The sequence below is a fragment of the Pseudomonas shiyinii genome, assembly GCF_056725765.1.
Window position 1 is genome coordinate 2,809,263 of the sequence record NZ_CM161522.1, and the last position, 20,295, is coordinate 2,829,557.

Here is a 20,295-nt window from a genome sequence, read left to right on the forward strand (position 1 = left end):
CGGGTTTCACCCGTCCTGCTCCGGCACTGCCGGGGCCGTGTGCCAACGCTCCGGCGGGACGAACTTGGCCTCTTGTGGGTCTGCCAGGTAGTGAGGCGACATGATCTGCACACCATATTCGTTGAACACGTCCTGGATGTTGGCGTGCAGCATGCTCAGCAGTTCCGCGCGCGGGCGCGGCTCGCTGGGGACGGCCTGGGCGACCAGGCGGTATTCGGGGTAGAAGTCGCTCAACGCAGTCTGGAACACCTGGGGCGCGGGCTGTTCGAGGATGCCGTGGGTACGCCGCGCCGCCTCGACCAGCATGGCGTGCACCTGGCGCCATGGCGTGTCATAGCCGATGGTTACCACCGTATCGACGATGTACCCTTGGCCGACGACGATGCGCGAGTAGTTCTTCGTGACGGACCCGGTGATCATCGAGTTGGGGATGGTCAGCACCTCGCCCAGGCCGGTGCGGATGGTAGTGGTGAACATCCCCACTTCCATCACTGTGCCCTCGTACTCGCCTACCCGCACGAATTCCCCCACCCGCAGGGTACGGGTGTAGGTGAGGATCAGGCCGGCCACGCCCTGGCCTACCACACTGGTCGCGCCCAGCGAAATCATCAGGCCCAGCAGCACCGACAGGCCCTTGAAGGCGTCGCTGTCCGACCCCGGCAGGTACGGGTAGGCCATGACCAGGGCGAACAGCCAGATGGCCAGCGACACCAGGCGCGTGGTGGGTTGCAAGGTTTCGGCCGTCAGCCAGCGCAGGGTCCCGGGGCGCGACATGCGCTCCAGGGCGCGCTTGCAGAACCCGCTGACACCCCGGGCGATGAAGAAGATCGACAGCGCCACGGCCACGCCCGGGATCGCGTCGAGTATCCCCGACAGCAGGTAGTCGACCAGCCGCAGCAGATACACGTTCAGGCTCTCTCCCCATGGTCGGGTATAGGGGAACTGCGACAGCACGAAGCTCATCCACTGGTAGCTGAACAGCAACAGCAGCAGCCAGTACAGCAACCACAGCAGGCGATCGACCAGGTAATAGAGGTTCTGCAGGTCGAACAAGGGCATCTGCCCTACCCGGAACACCTGCGAATGCTTGCCCATCAGGGGCAGCAGCAGGCCGAGCAGCTTGCGCCGGATCGCTCGAGTGCCCTTGAGCAGCAGCAGGTAGATGAAGGTCGCCAATGCCGAATAGCCTGCGGCCTTCAACAGGAAATGCAGGCTGCGTGCCTGGCCGGTCTCGGTCACCACGGTGCGCAGGTTGCTGGCTGCCTGCTCTGCCGCTTCACGCACCGACACGCTGCCGGGCAGCACGTCCAGCGGCGCGATGATGAAGGCCCGGCGATCACCGAGCAGTATCAGGTAGCTGTTGAGGACCGGCTCGACGCGCACTTCGAGCGTGTCGTCCGCCCCTTGCAAGGCCTCGTCGACCACCGCTGCGGCGCGCTTGGCACGGGCCGCGGGTGTTTCGCCCAGCAAGGTGGCATGGAACGTCATGATGGGTCGGTTGGCGATCTTCAATTGGGCCGGCTCCCCCAGCACGCCCTCCACCGAGGTGCTGTCCTCGGCCATCGCAGGGGATGAAGCAAACATGAACAGCGACAACAACGCACCGAGCAACAGCAGCGACTTCATGCTGATCCAGCACCTCATTCCCACGCTCCTTGTCCCCTCGGATGATCCGCTTCACGTTCTACCGACCGAATGGACTTTAGCGTAGTCAAATTTCGGTTGACTGCGTCGGACCGATAACCAATGCATGACACCACGCCGCGCAAGCCCGGCGCACCCCGCGTTCGCTCCTCGTCCCCACGCCACCAAGCCCTGCAGGCCGGCCCATGCTCGGCAGGCATTCAGGTCACCCACGCAATACCGGCCCGCCAAGGTGGCTTACGCCGAAAAAGCTGTCGTGATCGGAGAGTACTGGGCCGATGCCCCGTGCAAGTCTGATCCAGACTGTTGCGTCAAACGGAACGGCAAAGGACGCGAACGGACCATGGCAAGCAACAAGACCCCCGCTACGACCAGCCCCAAAGAGCTGCTGGATGTATTGATACGGGCGGGGTTGATCACCGTCCTGGCGTTGTTCTGCTACCAGATCTTCTATCCCTTCCTCGGTGTCATGATCTGGGCCGTGATCCTGGCGGTGACCTTGAACCCACTCAACCTGCGCATCGCTCAATGGCTGGGCGTTTCCGTGGGCAAGGCCGCCACCCTGCTGGTGCTGTTGATCCTGCTCTGCCTCATGGTGCCGCTGGGCTTTCTCGGTGAGTCCATGGCCGGCTCGATCCAGGCTGCCCTGCAGTCGGTCCATGAATGGAACCTCGCCATCCCCGCGCCCTCGGAGGCCGTGCAAGGCTGGCCACTGATCGGCGAGCCGCTGTACCGCATCTGGCTACATGCCTCCGAAGACCTTTCCTGGGCCTTCCAGCAAGCCGCACCGCACCTCAAGGACGTGAGCCGCCTGGTGTTGCTCAAGCTGGCCGGTGTGGGCAGTGGTGTCCTGGTGTTCATCCTGGCGCTGATCATCGCCGGGCTGTTCCTGGCCAATGGCGAACGCAGCGCACGCCGGGCCGTGGCTATTTCCCAGCGAATCTTCAACCCCGAACGGGGCGCCGAACTGGCCAGCCTATGCGCCGCCACCATCCGTGCGGTGGCGCAGGGCGTGGTGGGCATCGCCTTCATCCAAATGCTGCTGGTCGGCATCGGCCTGGTGGTGATGGGCATCCCCGCCGCCGGGCTGCTGGCCCTGCTGGTGCTGTTGCTGGGGATCATGCAACTGCCGGTGCTGCTGGTCACCTTGCCCATCGTCATCTATGTGTTCAGCCAGCAAGGCGCCAATGCCGCGACCATCGTGTTCGCCATCTGGACCATCGCCGCCGGGCTCTCGGACAACGTGCTCAAGCCCTTGATGCTCGGCCGCGGGGTGTCGGTACCGATGCCCGTGGTGCTGATCGGCGCCCTCGGCGGGATGATCAGCCACGGCTTCATCGGCCTGTTCATCGGGCCGGTGATCCTGGCCATCGGCTATGAGCTGTTCAATTCCTGGGTCGGCCAGGCCTCGGCCGCGCCTGGAAAGGCCGACACCCTGCCCGACGACGAGCTGGCCGATACCCACCCAAGCGAGCGTTGATCCGCGCGAAGTACCGGGGTGCGCCCCTTTCTCAGGATGGATTGCAAATGGATATGGGACACAACGCAAAGGTTTTCCGCCCGCAGAGCCAGACCCTGGCCCTTGAACCGAGAATCCTGTTCGATGGCGCCGCCGCGAGCGCCGCGGCTGACCAGCATCACCAGGATACAGGCGACGCCGCACAGGCCGACGCTCATCCGTCCACCCCGGACCAACGCACAGCCACAGGCCCAACATCGACGGTGCCGAAAACCCTGGTGGTACTCGACAGCCGCGTGGAGAATCGCGAGCAACTGACCACCGGCCTCGGCGCGGACACCCTCACCCTGGTGGTCGATGCCGGCCAGGATGCCCTGGCGGCCATCAGCGCCGCCCTCGCCCAGATGGGCACGGTCGATTCGATCCAAGTATTCTCCCACGGCGCTGCCGGGCAGTTCACCTTGGGCAACCAGACCTTCACCGCCGCCAACCTCGACCAGTTCGGTAGCACCTTGGGCCAGTGGCAGGCCGAGCTCAGCGCCGGAGCCGATATCCAGCTCTATGGCTGTGACATCGGTGCCGGGGCGGCCGGCCAGGCACTGGTGGACCGCCTGGCGCGCTGGACCGGCGCCGACGTGGGCGCCTCCAGCAACGCCACCGGCAGCCGCGCCGCAGGTGGCGACTGGGCGCTAGAGGTACGCAACGGCGTGATCGACCAGGGCATCGCCCTTTCGGCCGCCAGCCTGGAACGGTTCCAAGGCCTGCTGGCCAATGCCGCGCCAACCACCAGCATCAGCATGCCCAGCAACGACGTGCTGATCGGCAACACCTTCACCTTCGAGGTGGACCTGCGCAACGGTGCAAGCCAGGTCGGCTATGCCCCGTACATCGACCTGTTCTTGCCCACCACCGGCAAGGACGGCGACGACGGTATCAGCTTCGTCGGCGCCTCCTACCTGGGCCAGGCCCTGACCAGCTACGTGGTCACCTTCGACGCCGCCGGCAACGCCACCCACCCGCTGGCCAAAGGGGCCGACGGCAAGCCGTTGGTGGTCACCGCCGCCAGTGTGGGCATGCGCCCGGGCGATCAGTTCGTGGTGCTGCAGGTGCCCTATGCCAGTGTTTCCCAGGACCAGCCGGACATCACCGTGCAGGTCACCGCGCGCCTGAGCAACCTGGCCGACACCAGCAACACCAATGGCAGCCCGGCCCTGACCATCAATACCCGTGCCGGTTTCGAATACGGCAACGACTCGCTGAACAACCCCACCGTCGACCCGAGCCTGGTGGAAGCCAGCCTGCACGCGCTGGTGGTCAACCCCACCCTGGTGGAACTGACCCAGAACCTGGACATGACCGAAGGCGAAACCGCCACCGGCCCGAACTTCACCCACAACCAGACCGTCACCGTCACCCCGGCGAGCGGGCAGACCCTGCACAACGTAGTGGTCACCCAGAACGTGCCGGACCAAGTCCAGGTCACGGCCATCACCCCCGGCGCGGGGGGCACCCTCACCTCCGTCACCCTGCGCAATGGCACGGTGCTGACCAACCCTGCGCTGATCGCCGCGGCGATCAACAGTGACAGCGTGTTCATCACCGCCTACAGCATCACCTATGACAGCCTCAGTGCCCCCGCCACCTCCCGGGTGACGTTCTATGTGCCAGAGGTGGGCGGCGCGGGCAACGCCGTGCTCGACCCCAGCACCGGTAACCCGGTGACCATCGCCTTCGGTACCCCCACTGCCACTGGCGAATGGACACCCCTGGACCCACGCGACCTCAACCCGCCGGCCACCGAGGTGGATTTCAGCACCACCGGCGACGGTACCGGCGCGCAGTTCGTCGCCAAGTCCATCACCCTGCAGAAGCAAGCCGTGCTGCAGACCGACCTCGGCAGCACCGGCCTGAGCCCGGGCGATACCCTGCGCTATGTGCTCAACGTGGCGCTGTCGGACTATTTCGCCTTCGGCAGCAATATCCTGCAGAACGGTCAGTTCCGTATCGTCGACACCCTGGCCGACGGCCAGACCATAAGCGGGCCGCTGACCATGACCGTGAGCCAGGACGGAGCCAGTGGCACGATCCAGCTGGTCTATACGCAAACCCCGAACGCCGATGGCACCACCACCCTGGTGATCGACATGGCCGAGTCGCTGCGCCGGGCATCGGGCACGCTCGGCGCCCTGTTCGGCGACCTGGCCTTCGACGACACCCGCACGTCAGCCACCCTGGCAGTGATCAGCTACAACGCGGTGATCAGCCAGGCCTATGTCAGCAACTACCCACCGCACAAGGACATCAACGAAGGCGACAGCGTCGGCAACAATGCCACCCTGAGCGCTACCGTGCTGCTCGATGCCGTGAACCTGGGGACAGGCCTCCAGACCGACGGCTCCAGCACCGTCAGCACCGTGCCGACCAGCCAGGTCGACATCGACATCCTCAAAGTGAACAACGGCACGCCTCCGACCAGCGGCGAGATCCGCCCCGGCGACCTGATAACGTTCCAACTCTCCTATGACCTGGTCACCGGCGACTACGAAAACTTCCAGCTCACCGCCTACCTGCCCTTGCCGCTACTCGACGTCAGTGGCGTGACATGGACTGTCGGCAACGGTGTCGGCCAATGGAGCTTCGGCCCTGGCGAGAGCGACCCGTCGCGGGCGGTCACCGTGTCCAGCGGGCCCGGCAACTCGGTAGTGTTCGACTTCGGCCAGTACAGCGTCAACCAGGCCGCCGGTGGGCGCATCGAGCTCACCTTCACCCTGCGCGTAGGCGACCAGCCCTTCGCCGACCAGCGCTCGCTGGACGTGCTGGCGCAGTCCAGCCAGACCACCACGATCAACAAAGACCCGTTGCTGAGCTCGGACGTGGCCGTGGTGGTGTCAGTCGCAGAACCGGTGCTGGACATCCGCCACGGTGTGGTCTCCAGCAGCAACGGCAGCGTCACCGGCACCACCGGCAGCTGGACCCAGCCCGGCACTGGCGGGCGCCCGTTCACCGGTAGCGTCACCGAGCTGTCCGCGATCAACGGCGATGTCTCGGGCATCGATGGCGGCGACAGGCTGCGCCTGGCCACGGCCATCGAGAACAGCGGCGGCGGTGGCGCCTATGACGTAGTGACCAGCATCACCCTGCCCCCGGAGCTGACCTTCATCGGCGGCAGCCTGGCCGCGGCCAACCTGCAGATCTACCGCGGTGATGGCACCCAGCTGCGCGCGGGCGTGGACTACCGCGTCAGCGGCAACCAGATCACCTTCCTCGATGCCGGCGCCCAGCCCACCCTGCTGCCGGGGCGCGCCGGGACAACCGCCGACAGCAGCGGCCAGAACATCGTCGTCATCACCTATGACGTCACCGTCAATAACAGCGTGGCCGCCAGCCGTACCCTGCGCAGCACGGCCACCCTGAGCCACTACGCCAGTGTCGAAGGCGGCACCGACTTCACCCCCGTGGACCTGACCGAGGTCGCCAACCAACAAGTCGCCGCCCCAGTGATCAGCAAGACCTTCGCCGGCGGCAGCTTGGACAACGGCGACTCCAGCGCCGGTCACACCACCGGCAGCAACCTGGTGGTCGGCGAAAGCATGCTCTATGACATCATCGTGCGTCTGCCGGAAGGCACCACACGCAACCTCAGCATCGACGACCTGATCCCGCCAGGCATGCGCCTGGATACCACCTTCAACAACAACCTGGGCTACCAGCAGATCCTCACGGCACTGGGCAGCGGCGGCAGCCTGAGCCAGGACTTCGCTGGCAGCGTAGTCATCAGCGCAGTCGGCGGCGTCGGGGGCACATTAGGTAGCGATGGGGTCGACGCGCGCTTTACCTTCAGTGTTTCGGCCACCAGCGCCGACAACAACACCGGCAACAATGCCTTCGTGATCCGTGTGCGCCTGGTAGCCAGCAACGTCAGCGGCAACCAAGCCAACCGCTCGCTGCAGAACAGCGCCACCCTGCGTTACCAGGACATCGACGGCAACACCCCCAACGGCACGGTCGCGCTCGATCGCCAGGTAAACCTCAGCGGCGGCGCGCCCACAGTCACCCTGCGCGAGCCGACCTTGCAGATCATCCAGAACATCGACACCACCCCCGATTTCGGCGGCTTCGACCAAGGCGACATCATCGATTTCACCCTCACCCTGCGCAACGGCACGGCCTCGAGCGATTTCGATGCCTTCGACATCAGCCTGCTGGACAACCTGCCCAGCCAGCTCGACGGCGTGACCATCACCGGCGTGGTCTACCAAGGAGCCACCAACAATGGTGGCGTGGACTTTGTCATCCAGGGTGGCCAGCTGCGCACGGCCACGGGTGCCAATATCGACATCGCCAAGGGCGGCAGCATCGTCCTGCACCTGCGCGGTACGGTGAATGCGACCGCCGCCGGCCTGGCCGCCTTCACCAACAACGCCCAGGTTCGCTGGACCAGCCTGGACGGCAACCACACCGCTGAACGCACCGGCGCCGACGGCGTGCTCAACGGCGGTACGCTGAACGACTACCGGCTCGACTCCGCCCTGGTATTCCCGGTCACCAACGGGGTCCGTATCTCCCACGTCGGCGGCCTGCCCGATACGCCCCCACCCCGGGATGCATCCGGCAACGTCGATACCGCCGGCATCAGCGAGAACGTTGCCGTGGGCGAAGTGATCCGCTACCGCGTGTCGGTACTGGTGCCGGTGGGCGACAACCCCAACTACCAGATTCGCATCGAACTGGGTGCGGGGTTGTCGTTCATCCCTGCCGACCTCAACAACATCCTCATCGCCATGGTGTCCAACACCTTCAACGGTCTGACCACCGATGCCGACCTGATCAAGGGCGGCACCCTGTGGATGCCCGGCGACCAGGACAGCGCGGTGTCCCAACCGATCAATGCCGACCTCAGCGGGGTCAGGCCCAACGGCGTATTCGACGGCAATGCCAGCAACCTCAGTATCGTCACCAATGCCAACGGCAGCCAGACGGTCACCTTCAACCTGGGGAACGTGCGCAACAGCGAAACCTCCGACACCAATGCCGAAGGCGTGATCCTCGAGTTCAACGTGCGCGTCACCAACGTGGCGAGCAACCAGAGCGGTGCTTCACTGGGCGTGCAGGCGTTCGAGCATGTCGGCCTGCCGGGCCAGGATGTAGACCGGGGCAAGAGCGAACAGCTCTTCGAGCGAGTGGTGGAACCGAGCTTCACCGGCCTGGACAAACACGTCATCGACATCCTGCCGGGCACCGGCAGCACCACTGCCACGGTGTCGGTGGGCTTCACCCAGAACGGCGACATCCCCGCCTACAACGTCCATTTGCAGGACCAGTTTCCCAATGGCAGCAACTACCAGGTGCAAAGCATCCTGGTCAACGGCAGCGCACTAGACCTGGCGAACCTGCCCGCCGGGGTAAGGGTCACCTCCAGCGGCGCTCTGTCGGTGGACTTCGACCGCCTGGTGGTGGGTGACCGGGTGCAGGTGGTCTACCGCGTCACCGTGCCCAATGCCGTGGTGCCGGACAACGCCGCCAGTGCCGCAGTGCTCACCTGGAGCAGCCTGCCGACCAGCTTCGAGACCGGTGGCTGGGGCGGCTCGCGCCCCGGCACCGGCGGCACCGCTGATGGCGAACGTACCGGGCAGGACGGCACGAGCGGGCTGAACAACTACATCCTCAGCGAAGGCGCCGGCCTCGGCGTCGTGCAGGGCACGCTGTGGAACGACACAAACTCGGCGACCAGCAGCACCACTCCCGATGGCCCGGGCCTGGCCGGGCAGCGTGTACAGGTCACTTGGGCCGGCGCTGACGGGGTGTTCGGCAACGCCGATGACCGCGTGTTCTCCACCCAGACCGACAGCAACGGGCGCTACCAGTTCGCCCTGCTGCCGGCAGGCAACTACCTGGTGGCCGTGCCCCAGTCGCTGCAGCTGTCGGCCAGCAATCGCTTCGCGGTGCGCATCGATACCGACACCGGCACCAGTGTCAGCGGCCTGGGCAATGTCAGCGTGACACTGGCCGAGGGCGGCACCGGCACCGCCAACGCCGGCTACGTGCACCTGAACGAAGCACCGGTCAACACCCTCCCCGGCCAACGCGGCCAGGAAGACACTGTATTGCACCTGAACGGCCTGGCCGTCAGCGACTCGGACGCTGGCAGCGGGGTGATGTCCGTCACCTTGACCGTGCGCCACGGCGTGCTCTGGCAAAGCGCCACGCCGCCCGCGCCCGGCGCCACCCCACCCGCGGGGGCCAGCGGCACCCTGACTTTGACCGGCACCCTGTCGCAGCTCAACGCCCTGCTCTCGCAGCTCTACTACAAGGGTAACCAGGACTTCAACACCGCCGGCACCAGCGAAACCCTGACCATGGTCACCAACGACCGGGGCAATTTCGGTGATGCCAACCACGACGGCATCCCCGGGCAGAACCCGCAGGATGCGCTGAGCGACACCGATACCGTGCAGCTGATCGTCGACCCGGTCAACGATACCCCGGTGGCCCGGCCCGACAGCGCCATCGCCGTCGAAGCCGGTGGCACCCGCAACCAGACCCCGGGCAGCGACCCCAGCGGCAATGTGCTGGCCAACGACAGCGACGTCGATATCGCCACCAATGGCGATGCCATCCGGGTGATCCGCGCCGGGCTGCAAGGCGGCACGCAGCTGGGCGTACCGGTCAACGGTACGGTGGAGATCGTCGGCCTGTACGGGAAGCTGGTCATTTCCTCGGCCGGCGGCAGCACCTATATCGTCGACAACGACGACCCTGCGGTGCAGGCACTGCGCCTGTCCGGCAACACCCTGCAAGAGGTCTTCACCTACACCATCAGCGACCTGGCCGGCGCTACCAGTGCCTCGACGCTCACCGTCACCATCCAGGGGGCCAACGACACCCCGGTGGCCGTGAACGACGACGGCCAGGCGCTCGAGGCTGGCGGCGTCAACAACGGCACGCCCGGCAGCAATGCCGTCGGCAACGTGCTGAGCAACGACACCGACGTGGACCAGAACGGCGAGACCAAGACCGTCACCGGGGTGCGCAACCTGCGCGAGAGCGCCTCCGGCGCCATCGTGCCGGTCACCAACGCGCCGGTGGTGATCAACGGCACCTACGGCACCCTGACCATCAGCGCCAACGGCGCCTACACCTATGTGGTGGACAACAGCAACACCGCCGTGCAGCGCCTTGGCGCCAACGACCAGTTGATCGAGTACTTCACCTACCGGGTGACCGATGCCGGCAACCTCAGCGACCTGGCCGAACTGCGCATCACCATCAAGGGCGCCTATGACAACCCGGTGGCCAGTGACGACCGCGCCGTGGCCCAGGCGGCCGCGACCAACACCCCGGGCGAAGAAAGCAACCCCGTCGGCAACGTGATCCTCTTCCCCAGCCGCGGGGGCGGCCTTAACCAACCCGGCGGCAACGGCGTCGACCTCGACGTCGATCGCGCCGACCGCCCCAGCACGCGCCTGAACGTCACCGGCATCAGCTCGGCGACCGAGCTCTCCAACCCTGGCATGACCTCGGTCCCGGTCGGCAGCAACGCCGGCAATGGCCGGGTGATCGACGCCGTCTACGCCGAGCAGAACGGTGTGCAGGTCATCGACCCGGCCGCCTTCGGCACCCTGACCATCGGTGCCAACGGGTCGTTCGTCTTCGACGTCAACAGTGCCAACGCGACCATCCAAGGCCTGGCCGCCGGGCAGACCGTGCAGGTGATCTATACCTACGAAATCACCGACACCGAAGGCCTCACCGACCGCGCCCAGCTGGTCATCACCATCCATGGCGTCAACGACCCACCCGTGGCCCAGATCGTGGTTGGCCGTGCGGTCGAGCAAGGTGGCGTGAACAACCAGCTGCCGGGCATCAACCCCAGCGGCGACGTGACCCGCACCTCCCACGACCCGGACGGCGACCCGATCACCGTGTCCGCCATCGGCACCGGCACGACCACCACCACGCCCGTCAACGGCAGTACCACGCTGATCGGCCAGTACGGCACCCTGACCATCAACCCCGATGGCACCTATACCTATGTGCTGGACAACAGCAACCCCACCGTCCAGGGCTTGCGCACCGATGCCGACCGGTTGATCGATACCTTCAGCTACGAAGTCACCGACGGCAAGGGCGGCTTCTCCGACCCTGCGTTCCTGTTCATCCTCATCGAAGGCCAGAACGACAACCCGGTGGCTGCCGACGACGGTGCCACGGCGATCGAGGCCGGTGGCGTGGGCAACAACCAGCCAGGGCGCGACCCGACCGGTAACGTGCTGACCAACGACCGTGACGTCGACTCGGTGCTCAACGAGGAGACCAAGTCCGTCAACGCCGTACGTACCGGGGCCGAGAACGCCAGCGGCAGCACCGGCAGCCTCGGTACCGAGCTGCGCGGCACCTATGGCTGGCTGACCCTCAATGCCGACGGCACCTACCGCTACCGCCTGGACAACGACAACGCCGCGGTGCAGGCGCTGCGCACCAGCGGCAATACCTTGGTCGATACCTTCACCTATACCGTGATCGACACTGCCGGCGCCACCGACCAGGCCGCCCTGCGCATCACCATCACCGGTGCCAACGATACCCCGGTGGCCCGCCCCGATAATGCGACGGCCGTGGAGGCAGGCGGCGTGGCCAACACCACGCCCGGGCGCAATGCCACCGGCAATGTCCTGGGCAATGACAGTGATGTCGACAGCCGCGACCTGATGGGCGTGATCGGGGTCCACCAGGGCCTGGCCACCGGCAAGGTGGGCAGCGCCTTCACGGCCGCCTACGGCACCCTGACCCTGCGCGCCGATGGCAGCTTCACCTACGTGGTAGATGACAGCAACCCGCTGGTGCAGGCCCTGCGGACCTCCGGCGAAACCCTGCAGGAGCGCTTCGTCTACACCGTTCGCGACCTTGCCGGCGCCACCACCACATCGATCCTGACCATCACCATCCAAGGCCGCAATGACAACCCCGTGGCGAGCGACGACCAGGCCACGGCCATCGAACGCGGCGGTACTGCCAACGGTACCTCGGGGCTGGACCCCAGCGGCAACGTGCTGGCCAACGACACCGACGTGGACGCCGGCGACAGCAAGCAGGTCGATGGCATCCGTACCGGCAGCGAGGCTGCTGGCGGCACGTTCGTCACGGTCAGCGGCAACCAGGTGGTCAATGGCGTGTACGGCGTACTGACCATCGACGCCAATGGCCGCTACAGCTACCGGGTGAACAACAACGACGCCCGGGTCCAGGCGCTCAAGGCCGGGCAGACGCTGGTCGAGACATTCACCTACCGGATGCACGACACCGCCGGGGCCAGCGATATCGCCCAGCTCACCATCACCCTGCAGGGGGCCTACGACGCCCCCGTGGCCAACGACGACCTTGCCCTGGCCCTGGCGGCCAAGCCCAACATCAACAACGGTTTCGACCCCAGCGGCAACGTGCTGGGCAACGACACCGACGTGGATGCCGGCGACAGCAAGCGCGTCAACGGTATCCGTACCGGCCAGGAATCGGCCGGCGGCACGCTGACCGGAGTCAACGCCGGCACCGACAACAGCAACGGCACCCTCATCGATGGACGCTACGGGCAACTGATCATCGGTGCCGACGGCACCTTCACCTATCGCGTCGACAACAGCAACCCGGCGGTCCTGGCCCTGGGCCTGCTGGAAACCCTCAGCGACTACTTCACTTATGAAGTGCGCGACGCAGGCGGCCTGGTCGACCAGGCGCAGATCCACATCGTGGTCTTCGCTCGCAACTCGCCGCCGGACGCCAACCCGGACACTGCCGAGGCTGTCGAGGCCGGCGGCCTGAACAACACAACCCCGGGGGTGGACCCCAGCGGCAACGTGCTGGGCAACGACCGCGATGCCGAAGGCGATGCGATGACGGTGGTGGAAGTCCGTACCGGCACCGACCCGAGCGGCGCGCCCGACGGCGTGCCGGGGCAACCGCTCAAAGGCCAGTACGGCACGCTGGTGCTCGATGCCGATGGCACCTGGCACTACCAGCTGGACAACGACAACCCAGCCGTGCAGGCCCTGCGTACCGCCTCCCAGACCTTGACCGACGTGTTCACCTACGTGGTCCAGGACCGCTGGACCTCGACTGGCAGCACGCAACTGGTGATCGTCATCCGTGGCGCCAACGACACGCCCGTCGCCCAGGATGACACGGCCATCGCCGTCGAAGCGGGCGGTGTGAACAACACCCGCCCCGGCGTCGACCCGACCGGCAACGTGCTGACCAACGATACCGACGTGGACAGCCTGGCCAATGGCGAAACCCGCCAGGTGCTCACCGTCACCAGCGAAACCGGGCAATCGGCGGCCGCAGGCATGCTCCTGCAGGGGCGCTACGGCACCCTTCGGCTCAACGCCGACGGCAGCTACCGCTACGAAGTGAACAATGCCGACCCGCGCGTGCAGGCCTTGCGCAGCGCCGGCGAAACCCTGCGCGAGGTGTTCACCTACCAGATGCGCGATGCTGCCGGGGCGACCTCCACCGCTCAATTGAACGTGACCGTCCAGGGCGCGGACGACAACCCGGTGGCCCGCGACGACAGCAATGTCGCCAGCGACCAGGTCCAGGCACCGCAAAGCAGCGGCAACGTGCTGCCCAACGACAGCGATGTCGACGGCGGCGATCGCCTCACCGTGGTGGGCGTGCGCACCGGCGCCGAACAAGCGGGCGGCACCCAGGGCAGCGTCGGCCAGGTGCTGGCCGGCCGCTACGGTTTCCTGACCCTCAACGCCGATGGCAGCTACACCTACACCATCGACCAGAGCAACCCCGAGGTGCTCGCCGCGGCGGGGCTCGGCCAGGTGCTGCAGGATGTATTCACCTACACCATCGCCGACCTCGCCGGGGCCACCGACCAGGCGCAGTTGACCATCAACCTGGACATCGCCTCGCCCTATATCCCACCAGGGCCCTACCTGGATCGCGATGCCGGGCGCAACGCCTTCGCCGAACCACCTCTGGATTTTGAACCGGCGCTGTACGTGGAGCCGGAGATCCGCCGTATCGACATTGCCCGCCAGCAGATCATTCGGGGCGCCAACGGCGATGCCGCCAGCCTGTTCGCCGCGCCCGAGATCCGCGCCAGGATCGCCCCCGACCTGGACCTGGTACCCGGACAGTTCGTCGCCCAGGCGGTGGCCGAAAGCCGCCAGAGGAGCGAACTCGACACCCTGTGGGTGCAGGGCCGCAACGGCGTCACCGGCCTGAGCGCCGACGGCCTGCTCAGCGACCCGTCGCTGTGGGCGCCGCTGCCTGCGGACATGGTGCCTGCCGCCGACCGCCCACAGACCGCCCCCGGTCTGCGCGCCCAGTTGCAGGACGCCGCACAACGCCGAGGGCCGCGCCCATGAACAACCTGAAAAGACCACGCGTAAATCAAGGACCGTATATGCCTGGACACCGTGTCACAGCCTTGAGTGCAATCATCGCCGCCAGCCTCCTGATGGGCGCCTGCTCGGCCCTGAAGGAGGCCGAGCCCTACGACGAACAGGAGATGCGCCAGCGCGTCATCGACGACCAGGCGCGCATGTACCGTGAACAGGAGCCGGTCACCACGCCCATCACCTTCTACGAAGCTGCCGCCAGGGCGTTGAAGTACAACCTCGATTACCGCCTCAAGCTGCTGGAAAGCGCGCTGGCCTCCGACCTGCGGGATGTCACCGCCCACGAGATGCTCCCGCGCCTGGTGGCCTCGGCCGGCTACGCCGGGCGCAACAATGACTCCGGCGGCACCTCCATCGGCATCCAGGACCGCCAGGTCAGCTTGCGCCCCTCTACCTCCGAGGAGCGTTACCGCACCATCGACAGCCTGGGGCTGAGCTGGAGCCTGCTCGACTTCGGCGTAGCCTACTACCGCACCCAGCAGAAGGCCGACCAGATCCTCATGGCCGAAGAGCGCCGCGAGCGCGTGGCGCAGAACGTCCTGCAGGATGTGCGCAACGCCTATTGGCGCGCCCTTGGCGCCCAACGCCTGCTGCCGGAGGTCGATAGCCTGCTGATGCGCACCCACCGCGCCCTGACCGCCGCGCGTGAGGCCGAGACCAAGGGCTTGCTGCCGCGCCAGGACATCCTCGCCTACCAACGCGCCCTGCTCGACTCGGTGTACATGCTCACCGTGCGCCGCCAGGACCTGGAGTTCGCCCGCGCCGAGCTGGCGGCCTTGATGTCGTTGCCGCCCAACTCCCGCATGGAACTGGCTGACAACCTTGAAGCACCGCTGCCGCAGGTGACCCAGAACGTCGATGCGCTGGAACAGCTGTCCTTGCGCAACCGCCCGGAGATCATGGAGGAGTGGTACCGCAAGCGCGTCGACCAGAACGACCTGAAGATTGCCAAGGCCCAGCTCTGGCCCAACGTCAGCGTCAACTACAGCTACACCTACGACTCCAACAAGTACCTGTACAACAACCACTGGAACGACACCGGCCTGCAGGTGTCGGTGAACCTGCTGCGCCTGCTGCAGTACCCGGCCCTCAAGACCGCCGAGCAGAGCCAGGCCAAGACCGACGACATGCGCCGCACCGCCCTGTCCATGGCGATCCTCACCCAGGTACGGGTGGGCCTGTTGCGCTACCAGCTGGCCAGCCAGGAAGTACAGTTCGCCGACGACAGCCTGCGCGTGGACAAGAGCCTGCTCGACTATGCACAAAAAGCCCGTAGCGCGGCCTTGGGCACCGAACTCGAGTTGATCCGCGCCGAAGGCCGCTACCTGCTCTCGCGCTACCAGCGCGAGGCCGCCTACTCCGACGCGCAGGCGGCCTGGGGCCGGCTGTACAACTCGGTAGGCTTCGCCGTGCTGCCCGACAAGGTCCAGGACCACGACGTCAAGACCCTGGCCCAGGAGATCCAGCGCACCCTGGAACAACAGACCAGCAGCCACCTGCTCACCGCCAGCAACCAAGGAAGCACCAATGTCGCCAAGCCATAAGTCCCTGTCATGGTCCCTGCTGTCGCTGTGCCTGGCCTGCGCGCCATTGGCCTTGGCCAGCGAAGCGGCCGAGGACGATGCCAACGCCATTCGCGTCCTGCTGGCGTCCGACCTGGAGACCACGTTGTCCAGCCAGATGAACGGCACCCTGGGCGCGCTCGATGCCAGCCTCGGCCAACAGGTCGCCAAGCACGCCACCCTGGCCAAGCTGCAATGCGTGGAGGTACAAGCCCGGGCCAAGGTGGCCGGTGCCGAGCTGAACATGGCACGGCAGAACCTCGAGGCCAAGCGCAACCTGCGCAAGCTCGACGCCGCCGGCGACCTGGAGGTGGCCATGGCCAACACCGAGGTGAGCAAGGCCGAAGGCGCCCTCACGCTGGCCAAAGCCCAGGCCGGCTACTGCCAGGTGCAGGCACCGTTCGAAGGGCGGGTGGTCAAGGTCTACGTCAAGCCCTACCAGACCGTGCAGGCCGGCGCGCCGCTGTTCGACCTGGTCAGCGACAGTGCACTGAAGGTTCGCCTGAACGTGCCCTCCACCCTGCTCCCCCGGCTCAAACCGGACATGCCCCTGGAGGTACAGATTCACGAAACCGGCAAGCACTACCCGGCGAAAGTCAGCGCGATCAACGCCCGGGTCGATGCCGTGGCGCAAACCGTGGAGCTGGAGGCCCGCCTGGACGCCGCCTACCCGGAGCTGATCGCGGGCATGAGTGGCGTTGCACGCTTCCCCGATGCGCACGAGTAAGCGGCCATGAGCGAACTGTTGCCGCCGCCGCAACTGCTGCTGAGCCTGGCCAACCTGCGTGATCGTGCCCTGGCGGCCGAGAGCCTCAACGCTCTGGCCTTCTCAATGGCCAACGACCTCTATGCCCTGCTGCGCTTTCGCCAGGCATTGGTGCTGGCCCGACACAGCGACCAACTGGAGTTGCTGTGCCTCTCTGGCCTGGCGCGGCCCACCGAAGACTCCCCCTACCTGGTGTGGTTGCGCCGCGCCTGCCGCTGGCTCAACGCCCAGCTCAGCGAGCCCTCGCCCACCTGGCTGGCGCGCGAGGGTCTGCAGCTGCCCGACGATATCGCCGATGGCTGGGCCGAATGGTGGCCCAGCGGCCTGTGGTGCGTCCCGCTGCACGACCGCCATGGCCAGCGCCTGGGGCTGTTGGTATTTTTGCTCGACGAGGCGCCGGCGCCCTCGATGGTGAGCCTCTTGCAGGGCGTGTTCCAGACCTGGGCGCACTGCTGGGCCGCGTTCGGCAAGCCCCGGTCGCTGCGTTTCTGGCGCCCGAGCCGGCGCCAGTTGCTGGTCGGCGCCGCCGTGCTGGCCGCCTTGCTGCTGGTACCGGTGCGCCAGACCGCCTTGGCACCGGCGGAAGTCGTGTCGCGCAACGCCCAGGTGATCAGCTCGCCGATCGATGGGGTGATCGCCCGCATGCTGGTCCGGCCCAACCAACCGGTGGACGTCGGCACGCCCCTGTTCGCGCTCGACGAAACCACCCTGCGCAGCCGTGCCCAAGTGCTGGCCAAGGAAGTCGCCGTGGCCGACGCCGAGCTGCTGGCGGCCAACCAGCGCGCCTTCGACAACCCCCAGAGCAAAGGCGAACTGGCCGTGCTCAACGGCACGCTACGCCAACGCCGCGCCGAGCTTGCCGCGGTGCAGGCGCAGCTGGCACGTACCACCGTGCTCTCGCCACGCGCCGGGGTGGCCGTGTACAGCGACCCCAACGACTGGCTGGGCAAGCCGGTGGTCATCGGCGAGCGTATCCTGCAGGTCGCCGACCCAAGCCAGCCCGGCCTGCGTATCCATCTGCCGGTGGCTGATGCGATCGCCCTGGACAGCGGCGCGCCGGTCACCCTGTTCCTCACCGCCTACCCTCTCTCGCCGCTGCACGGAGCGGTCCTGGAGACCAGCTACGAAGCCCGCCCCGGCGATGATGGCGTGGCCGCCTACCGCCTGCTGGCCAGCGTCGAAGGCTCGCCTGAACACGCCCGCCTGGGCTTGCACGGTACCGCCAAGCTGTATGGCGAACGCGTGCCCCTGGGCTATTACCTGCTGCGTCGCCCGCTGGCGGCTGCCCGAGCCTGGACGGGATGGTGATGAACACGAGCGCCGAAGACCTGCCGACGCCGCCATTGCGCGATGACCTCGACATCGCCGAAGCCCACAGCAACCGCGAAGGCGAACCTGCATGGGTGATCCACGACAGCGTCACCAACCGCTTTTTCCGCATCGGCTGGCTGGAGTTCGAATGCCTGCTGCGCTGGGAGCAGACACCGCGACGTATCGCCGAGCAGATCGCCGAACAGACCGCACTCAAGCCTGACCCGGAGCAAGTACTGGGTTTTCGCGCCTTTCTCGAGCGCCATCAACTGGTACACCCCGGTGCCCAGGCACTGGAGCGCCTTCGCCAGGCCAGCGAGGGCCGGCAATGGCTGACCTGGAAATGGTGGCTGCACCACTACCTGTTCTTCCGTGTGCCTCTGATGCATCCGCAACGCCATCTGCGGCGCCTCGCGCACCGGCTGGGCTGGCTGTTCCATCCCTTGACGGGTGCGCTGGTCGCCGGCCTTGGCTTGCTGGGCATCGTACTGGTGGCGCACCAGTGGGACACTTTCCGCCACGACGTGGTGGAGTCGTTCTCCGCCGAAGGGCTGCTCAGCTTCGCCCTCGCCCTGGTGGTGGCCAAAACGCTGCATGAACTGGGCCACGCCCTGGTGGCCACCCGCCTGGGGCTGAAGGTAGCCCACATGGGCATCGCTTTCGTGGTGATGTGGCCGATGCTCTACACCGACACCGGCGAAAGCTGGAAACTGCGCAGCCCCCGCCAGCGCCTGGCGATCTCCAGCGCCGGCATCGTTACCGAGCTGGGGCTGGCGGGGCTGGCCACCCTGGGCTGGGCGCTGTGCGACCCGGGGGCGCTGCGCAATGCACTGCTGTACCTGGCCACCACCAGTTGGGCGCTGTCGCTGGCGCTCAATGCCAGCCCGTTCATGCGCTTCGACGGCTACTTCATCCTCTCTGACCTGTTGGATTTCCCCAACCTGCACGAACGCGCCACCGCCCTGGCCAAGGTGACCCTGCGGCGCACCCTGCTGGGCCTGGACGAACCTTGGCCGGAGCCGTTCCCACCCGCGCAGCGCAGGCTGCTGGTGGCATTCGCCATGCTGACCTGGGTATACCGCCTGGTGCTGTTCCTCGGCATCGCGGTCACGGTGTACCTGTTCTTCTTCAAACTGCTCGGGATCTTTCTCTTCGCCGTGGAAATCACCTGGTTCATCCTGCAACCGATCGGGCGCGAACTCAAACACTGGTGGCACCACCGAAGCGCCGTGCTGCCTGGCCGTCGCCAGGTGTTCTGGAGCCTGCTGGCGCTGGCCCTGCTGCTGGTGGCGGTGCCTTGGCGCAGCCAGATCCATGCGGTGGGCCTTGCCCGCGCAGAGCACCAGATACGCCTGTACGCCCCCTTCCCAGCCCTGCTGCAACGTGTGCATCAAGCCGGTCCGGTACAGGCCGGGCAAACCCTGGTGGAGCTCGCCCAACCCGATATCGCCACCCGCCTGGCGGGCAGCGAAGCCGGCATGCGCGGCTACAACGAGCGCCTGGCCGGTTTGCTGGCCGACCCTGCAGGCCTGGCCGAAGCGGCCGCGACCCGCCAGCGCTATGGCGTGCAGTACCAAGAAGTGCGCGCCGCCCGCTCGGAGATCGCCCGCCTGAACCTGCAGGCCCCCTTCACCGGGCAATGGCTGGACCTCAACCCGGACTGGCGCAGCGGCCAGTGGGTCGGGACCCGCGAACCGCTGGGCGTGCTCATCGACCCGCGCAGCTGGCAGGTGGATGCCTATGTGGGGCCAGACGAGGTCCAGCGGCTGCGCGAGGGTAGCCCGGTACGCTTCTACCCCGAAGGCGTGCCCCAGGCCATCGCCGGCAAGGTCATGCAAATCGGCACCACCCGCATCAGCCAACTCCCCCAACAAGCGCTGGCCTCCCGGCACGGCGGGCCGTTGGAGGTCGTTGGCGAAGGTGAGGCGCGGGTTCCCAGCTCGCCGCTGTTCCACTTGCTGGTTCAGCTCGACACGGCACCGCCCTCCTTGCGTGAAACCCGGGGCCACCTGCAGATCGAGGGCCAGCGTCGTAGCCTACTGGCCGAGGGCCTGATGCACCTGGCGGCGGTATTCATGCGTGAAAGCGGCTTCTGACCCGCCGCCGACTGCGAACCCTGCCGCAATTCATCCGGTGGATACTGGA

The 20,295-nt window shown here is 66.7% G+C and carries 7 protein-coding genes; 6 read left to right on the forward strand and 1 reads right to left on the reverse strand.

Annotated elements, in window-relative coordinates; translation table 11 throughout:
• Nucleotides 1-6 precede the first annotated feature (6 nt).
• Nucleotides 7-1,644, reverse strand: coding sequence for a mechanosensitive ion channel family protein (locus tag ACXHGZ_RS12675; protein ID WP_480460145.1), 1,638 nt, complete (start codon nucleotides 1,642-1,644; stop codon nucleotides 7-9).
• Between the two features lie 343 nt (nucleotides 1,645-1,987).
• On the opposite strand from ACXHGZ_RS12675, the gene ACXHGZ_RS12680 reads away from it, so the two are divergent.
• From ACXHGZ_RS12680 to ACXHGZ_RS12705, 6 genes are read left to right on the forward strand one after another with little or no spacing between them, the layout of a single operon-like run.
• Complete coding sequence (locus tag ACXHGZ_RS12680; RefSeq protein ID WP_324812892.1) at nucleotides 1,988-3,124, forward strand: AI-2E family transporter; 1,137 nt, start codon at nucleotides 1,988-1,990, stop codon at nucleotides 3,122-3,124.
• A gap of 47 nt (nucleotides 3,125-3,171) precedes the next feature.
• The gene (locus ACXHGZ_RS12685; RefSeq protein ID WP_480460146.1) at nucleotides 3,172-14,478 is read left to right on the forward strand and encodes a cadherin-like domain-containing protein; all 11,307 of its coding nucleotides are present in this window, start codon (nucleotides 3,172-3,174) and stop codon (nucleotides 14,476-14,478) included.
• Nucleotides 14,479-14,516: 38 nt separating this feature from the next.
• Nucleotides 14,517-16,055 carry a TolC family protein gene (locus ACXHGZ_RS12690; protein ID WP_480460147.1) on the forward strand — a complete coding sequence of 513 codons (1,539 nt, stop codon included), beginning with the start codon at nucleotides 14,517-14,519 and terminating at the stop codon, nucleotides 16,053-16,055.
• The gene (locus tag ACXHGZ_RS12695; protein WP_480460148.1) at nucleotides 16,039-16,800 is read left to right on the forward strand and encodes an efflux RND transporter periplasmic adaptor subunit; all 762 of its coding nucleotides are present in this window, start codon (nucleotides 16,039-16,041) and stop codon (nucleotides 16,798-16,800) included. Before ACXHGZ_RS12690 ends, ACXHGZ_RS12695 begins: the two co-directional genes overlap by 17 nt.
• A gap of 6 nt (nucleotides 16,801-16,806) precedes the next feature.
• Complete coding sequence (locus tag ACXHGZ_RS12700; RefSeq protein WP_480460149.1) at nucleotides 16,807-18,147, forward strand: efflux RND transporter periplasmic adaptor subunit; 1,341 nt, start codon at nucleotides 16,807-16,809, stop codon at nucleotides 18,145-18,147.
• Nucleotides 18,147-20,246, forward strand: coding sequence for a site-2 protease family protein (locus ACXHGZ_RS12705; RefSeq protein WP_480460150.1), 2,100 nt, complete (start codon nucleotides 18,147-18,149; stop codon nucleotides 20,244-20,246). The genes ACXHGZ_RS12700 and ACXHGZ_RS12705 overlap by 1 nt, the downstream gene beginning before the upstream one ends.
• The last annotated feature ends 49 nt before the right edge of the window (nucleotides 20,247-20,295 follow it).

Bases quoted from the DNA above. Each gene is read 5' to 3' on its own strand.
- ACXHGZ_RS12675 (WP_480460145.1), bottom strand. From the start codon at position 1,644: ATGAGGTGCTGGATCAGCATGAAGTCGCTGCTGTTGCTCGGTGCGTTG.
- ACXHGZ_RS12680 (WP_324812892.1), top strand. From the start codon at position 1,988: ATGGCAAGCAACAAGACCCCCGCTACGACCAGCCCCAAAGAGCTGCTG.
- ACXHGZ_RS12685 (WP_480460146.1), top strand. From the start codon at position 3,172: ATGGATATGGGACACAACGCAAAGGTTTTCCGCCCGCAGAGCCAGACC.
- ACXHGZ_RS12690 (WP_480460147.1), top strand. From the start codon at position 14,517: ATGCCTGGACACCGTGTCACAGCCTTGAGTGCAATCATCGCCGCCAGC.
- ACXHGZ_RS12695 (WP_480460148.1), top strand. From the start codon at position 16,039: ATGTCGCCAAGCCATAAGTCCCTGTCATGGTCCCTGCTGTCGCTGTGC.
- ACXHGZ_RS12700 (WP_480460149.1), top strand. From the start codon at position 16,807: ATGAGCGAACTGTTGCCGCCGCCGCAACTGCTGCTGAGCCTGGCCAAC.
- ACXHGZ_RS12705 (WP_480460150.1), top strand. From the start codon at position 18,147: ATGAACACGAGCGCCGAAGACCTGCCGACGCCGCCATTGCGCGATGAC.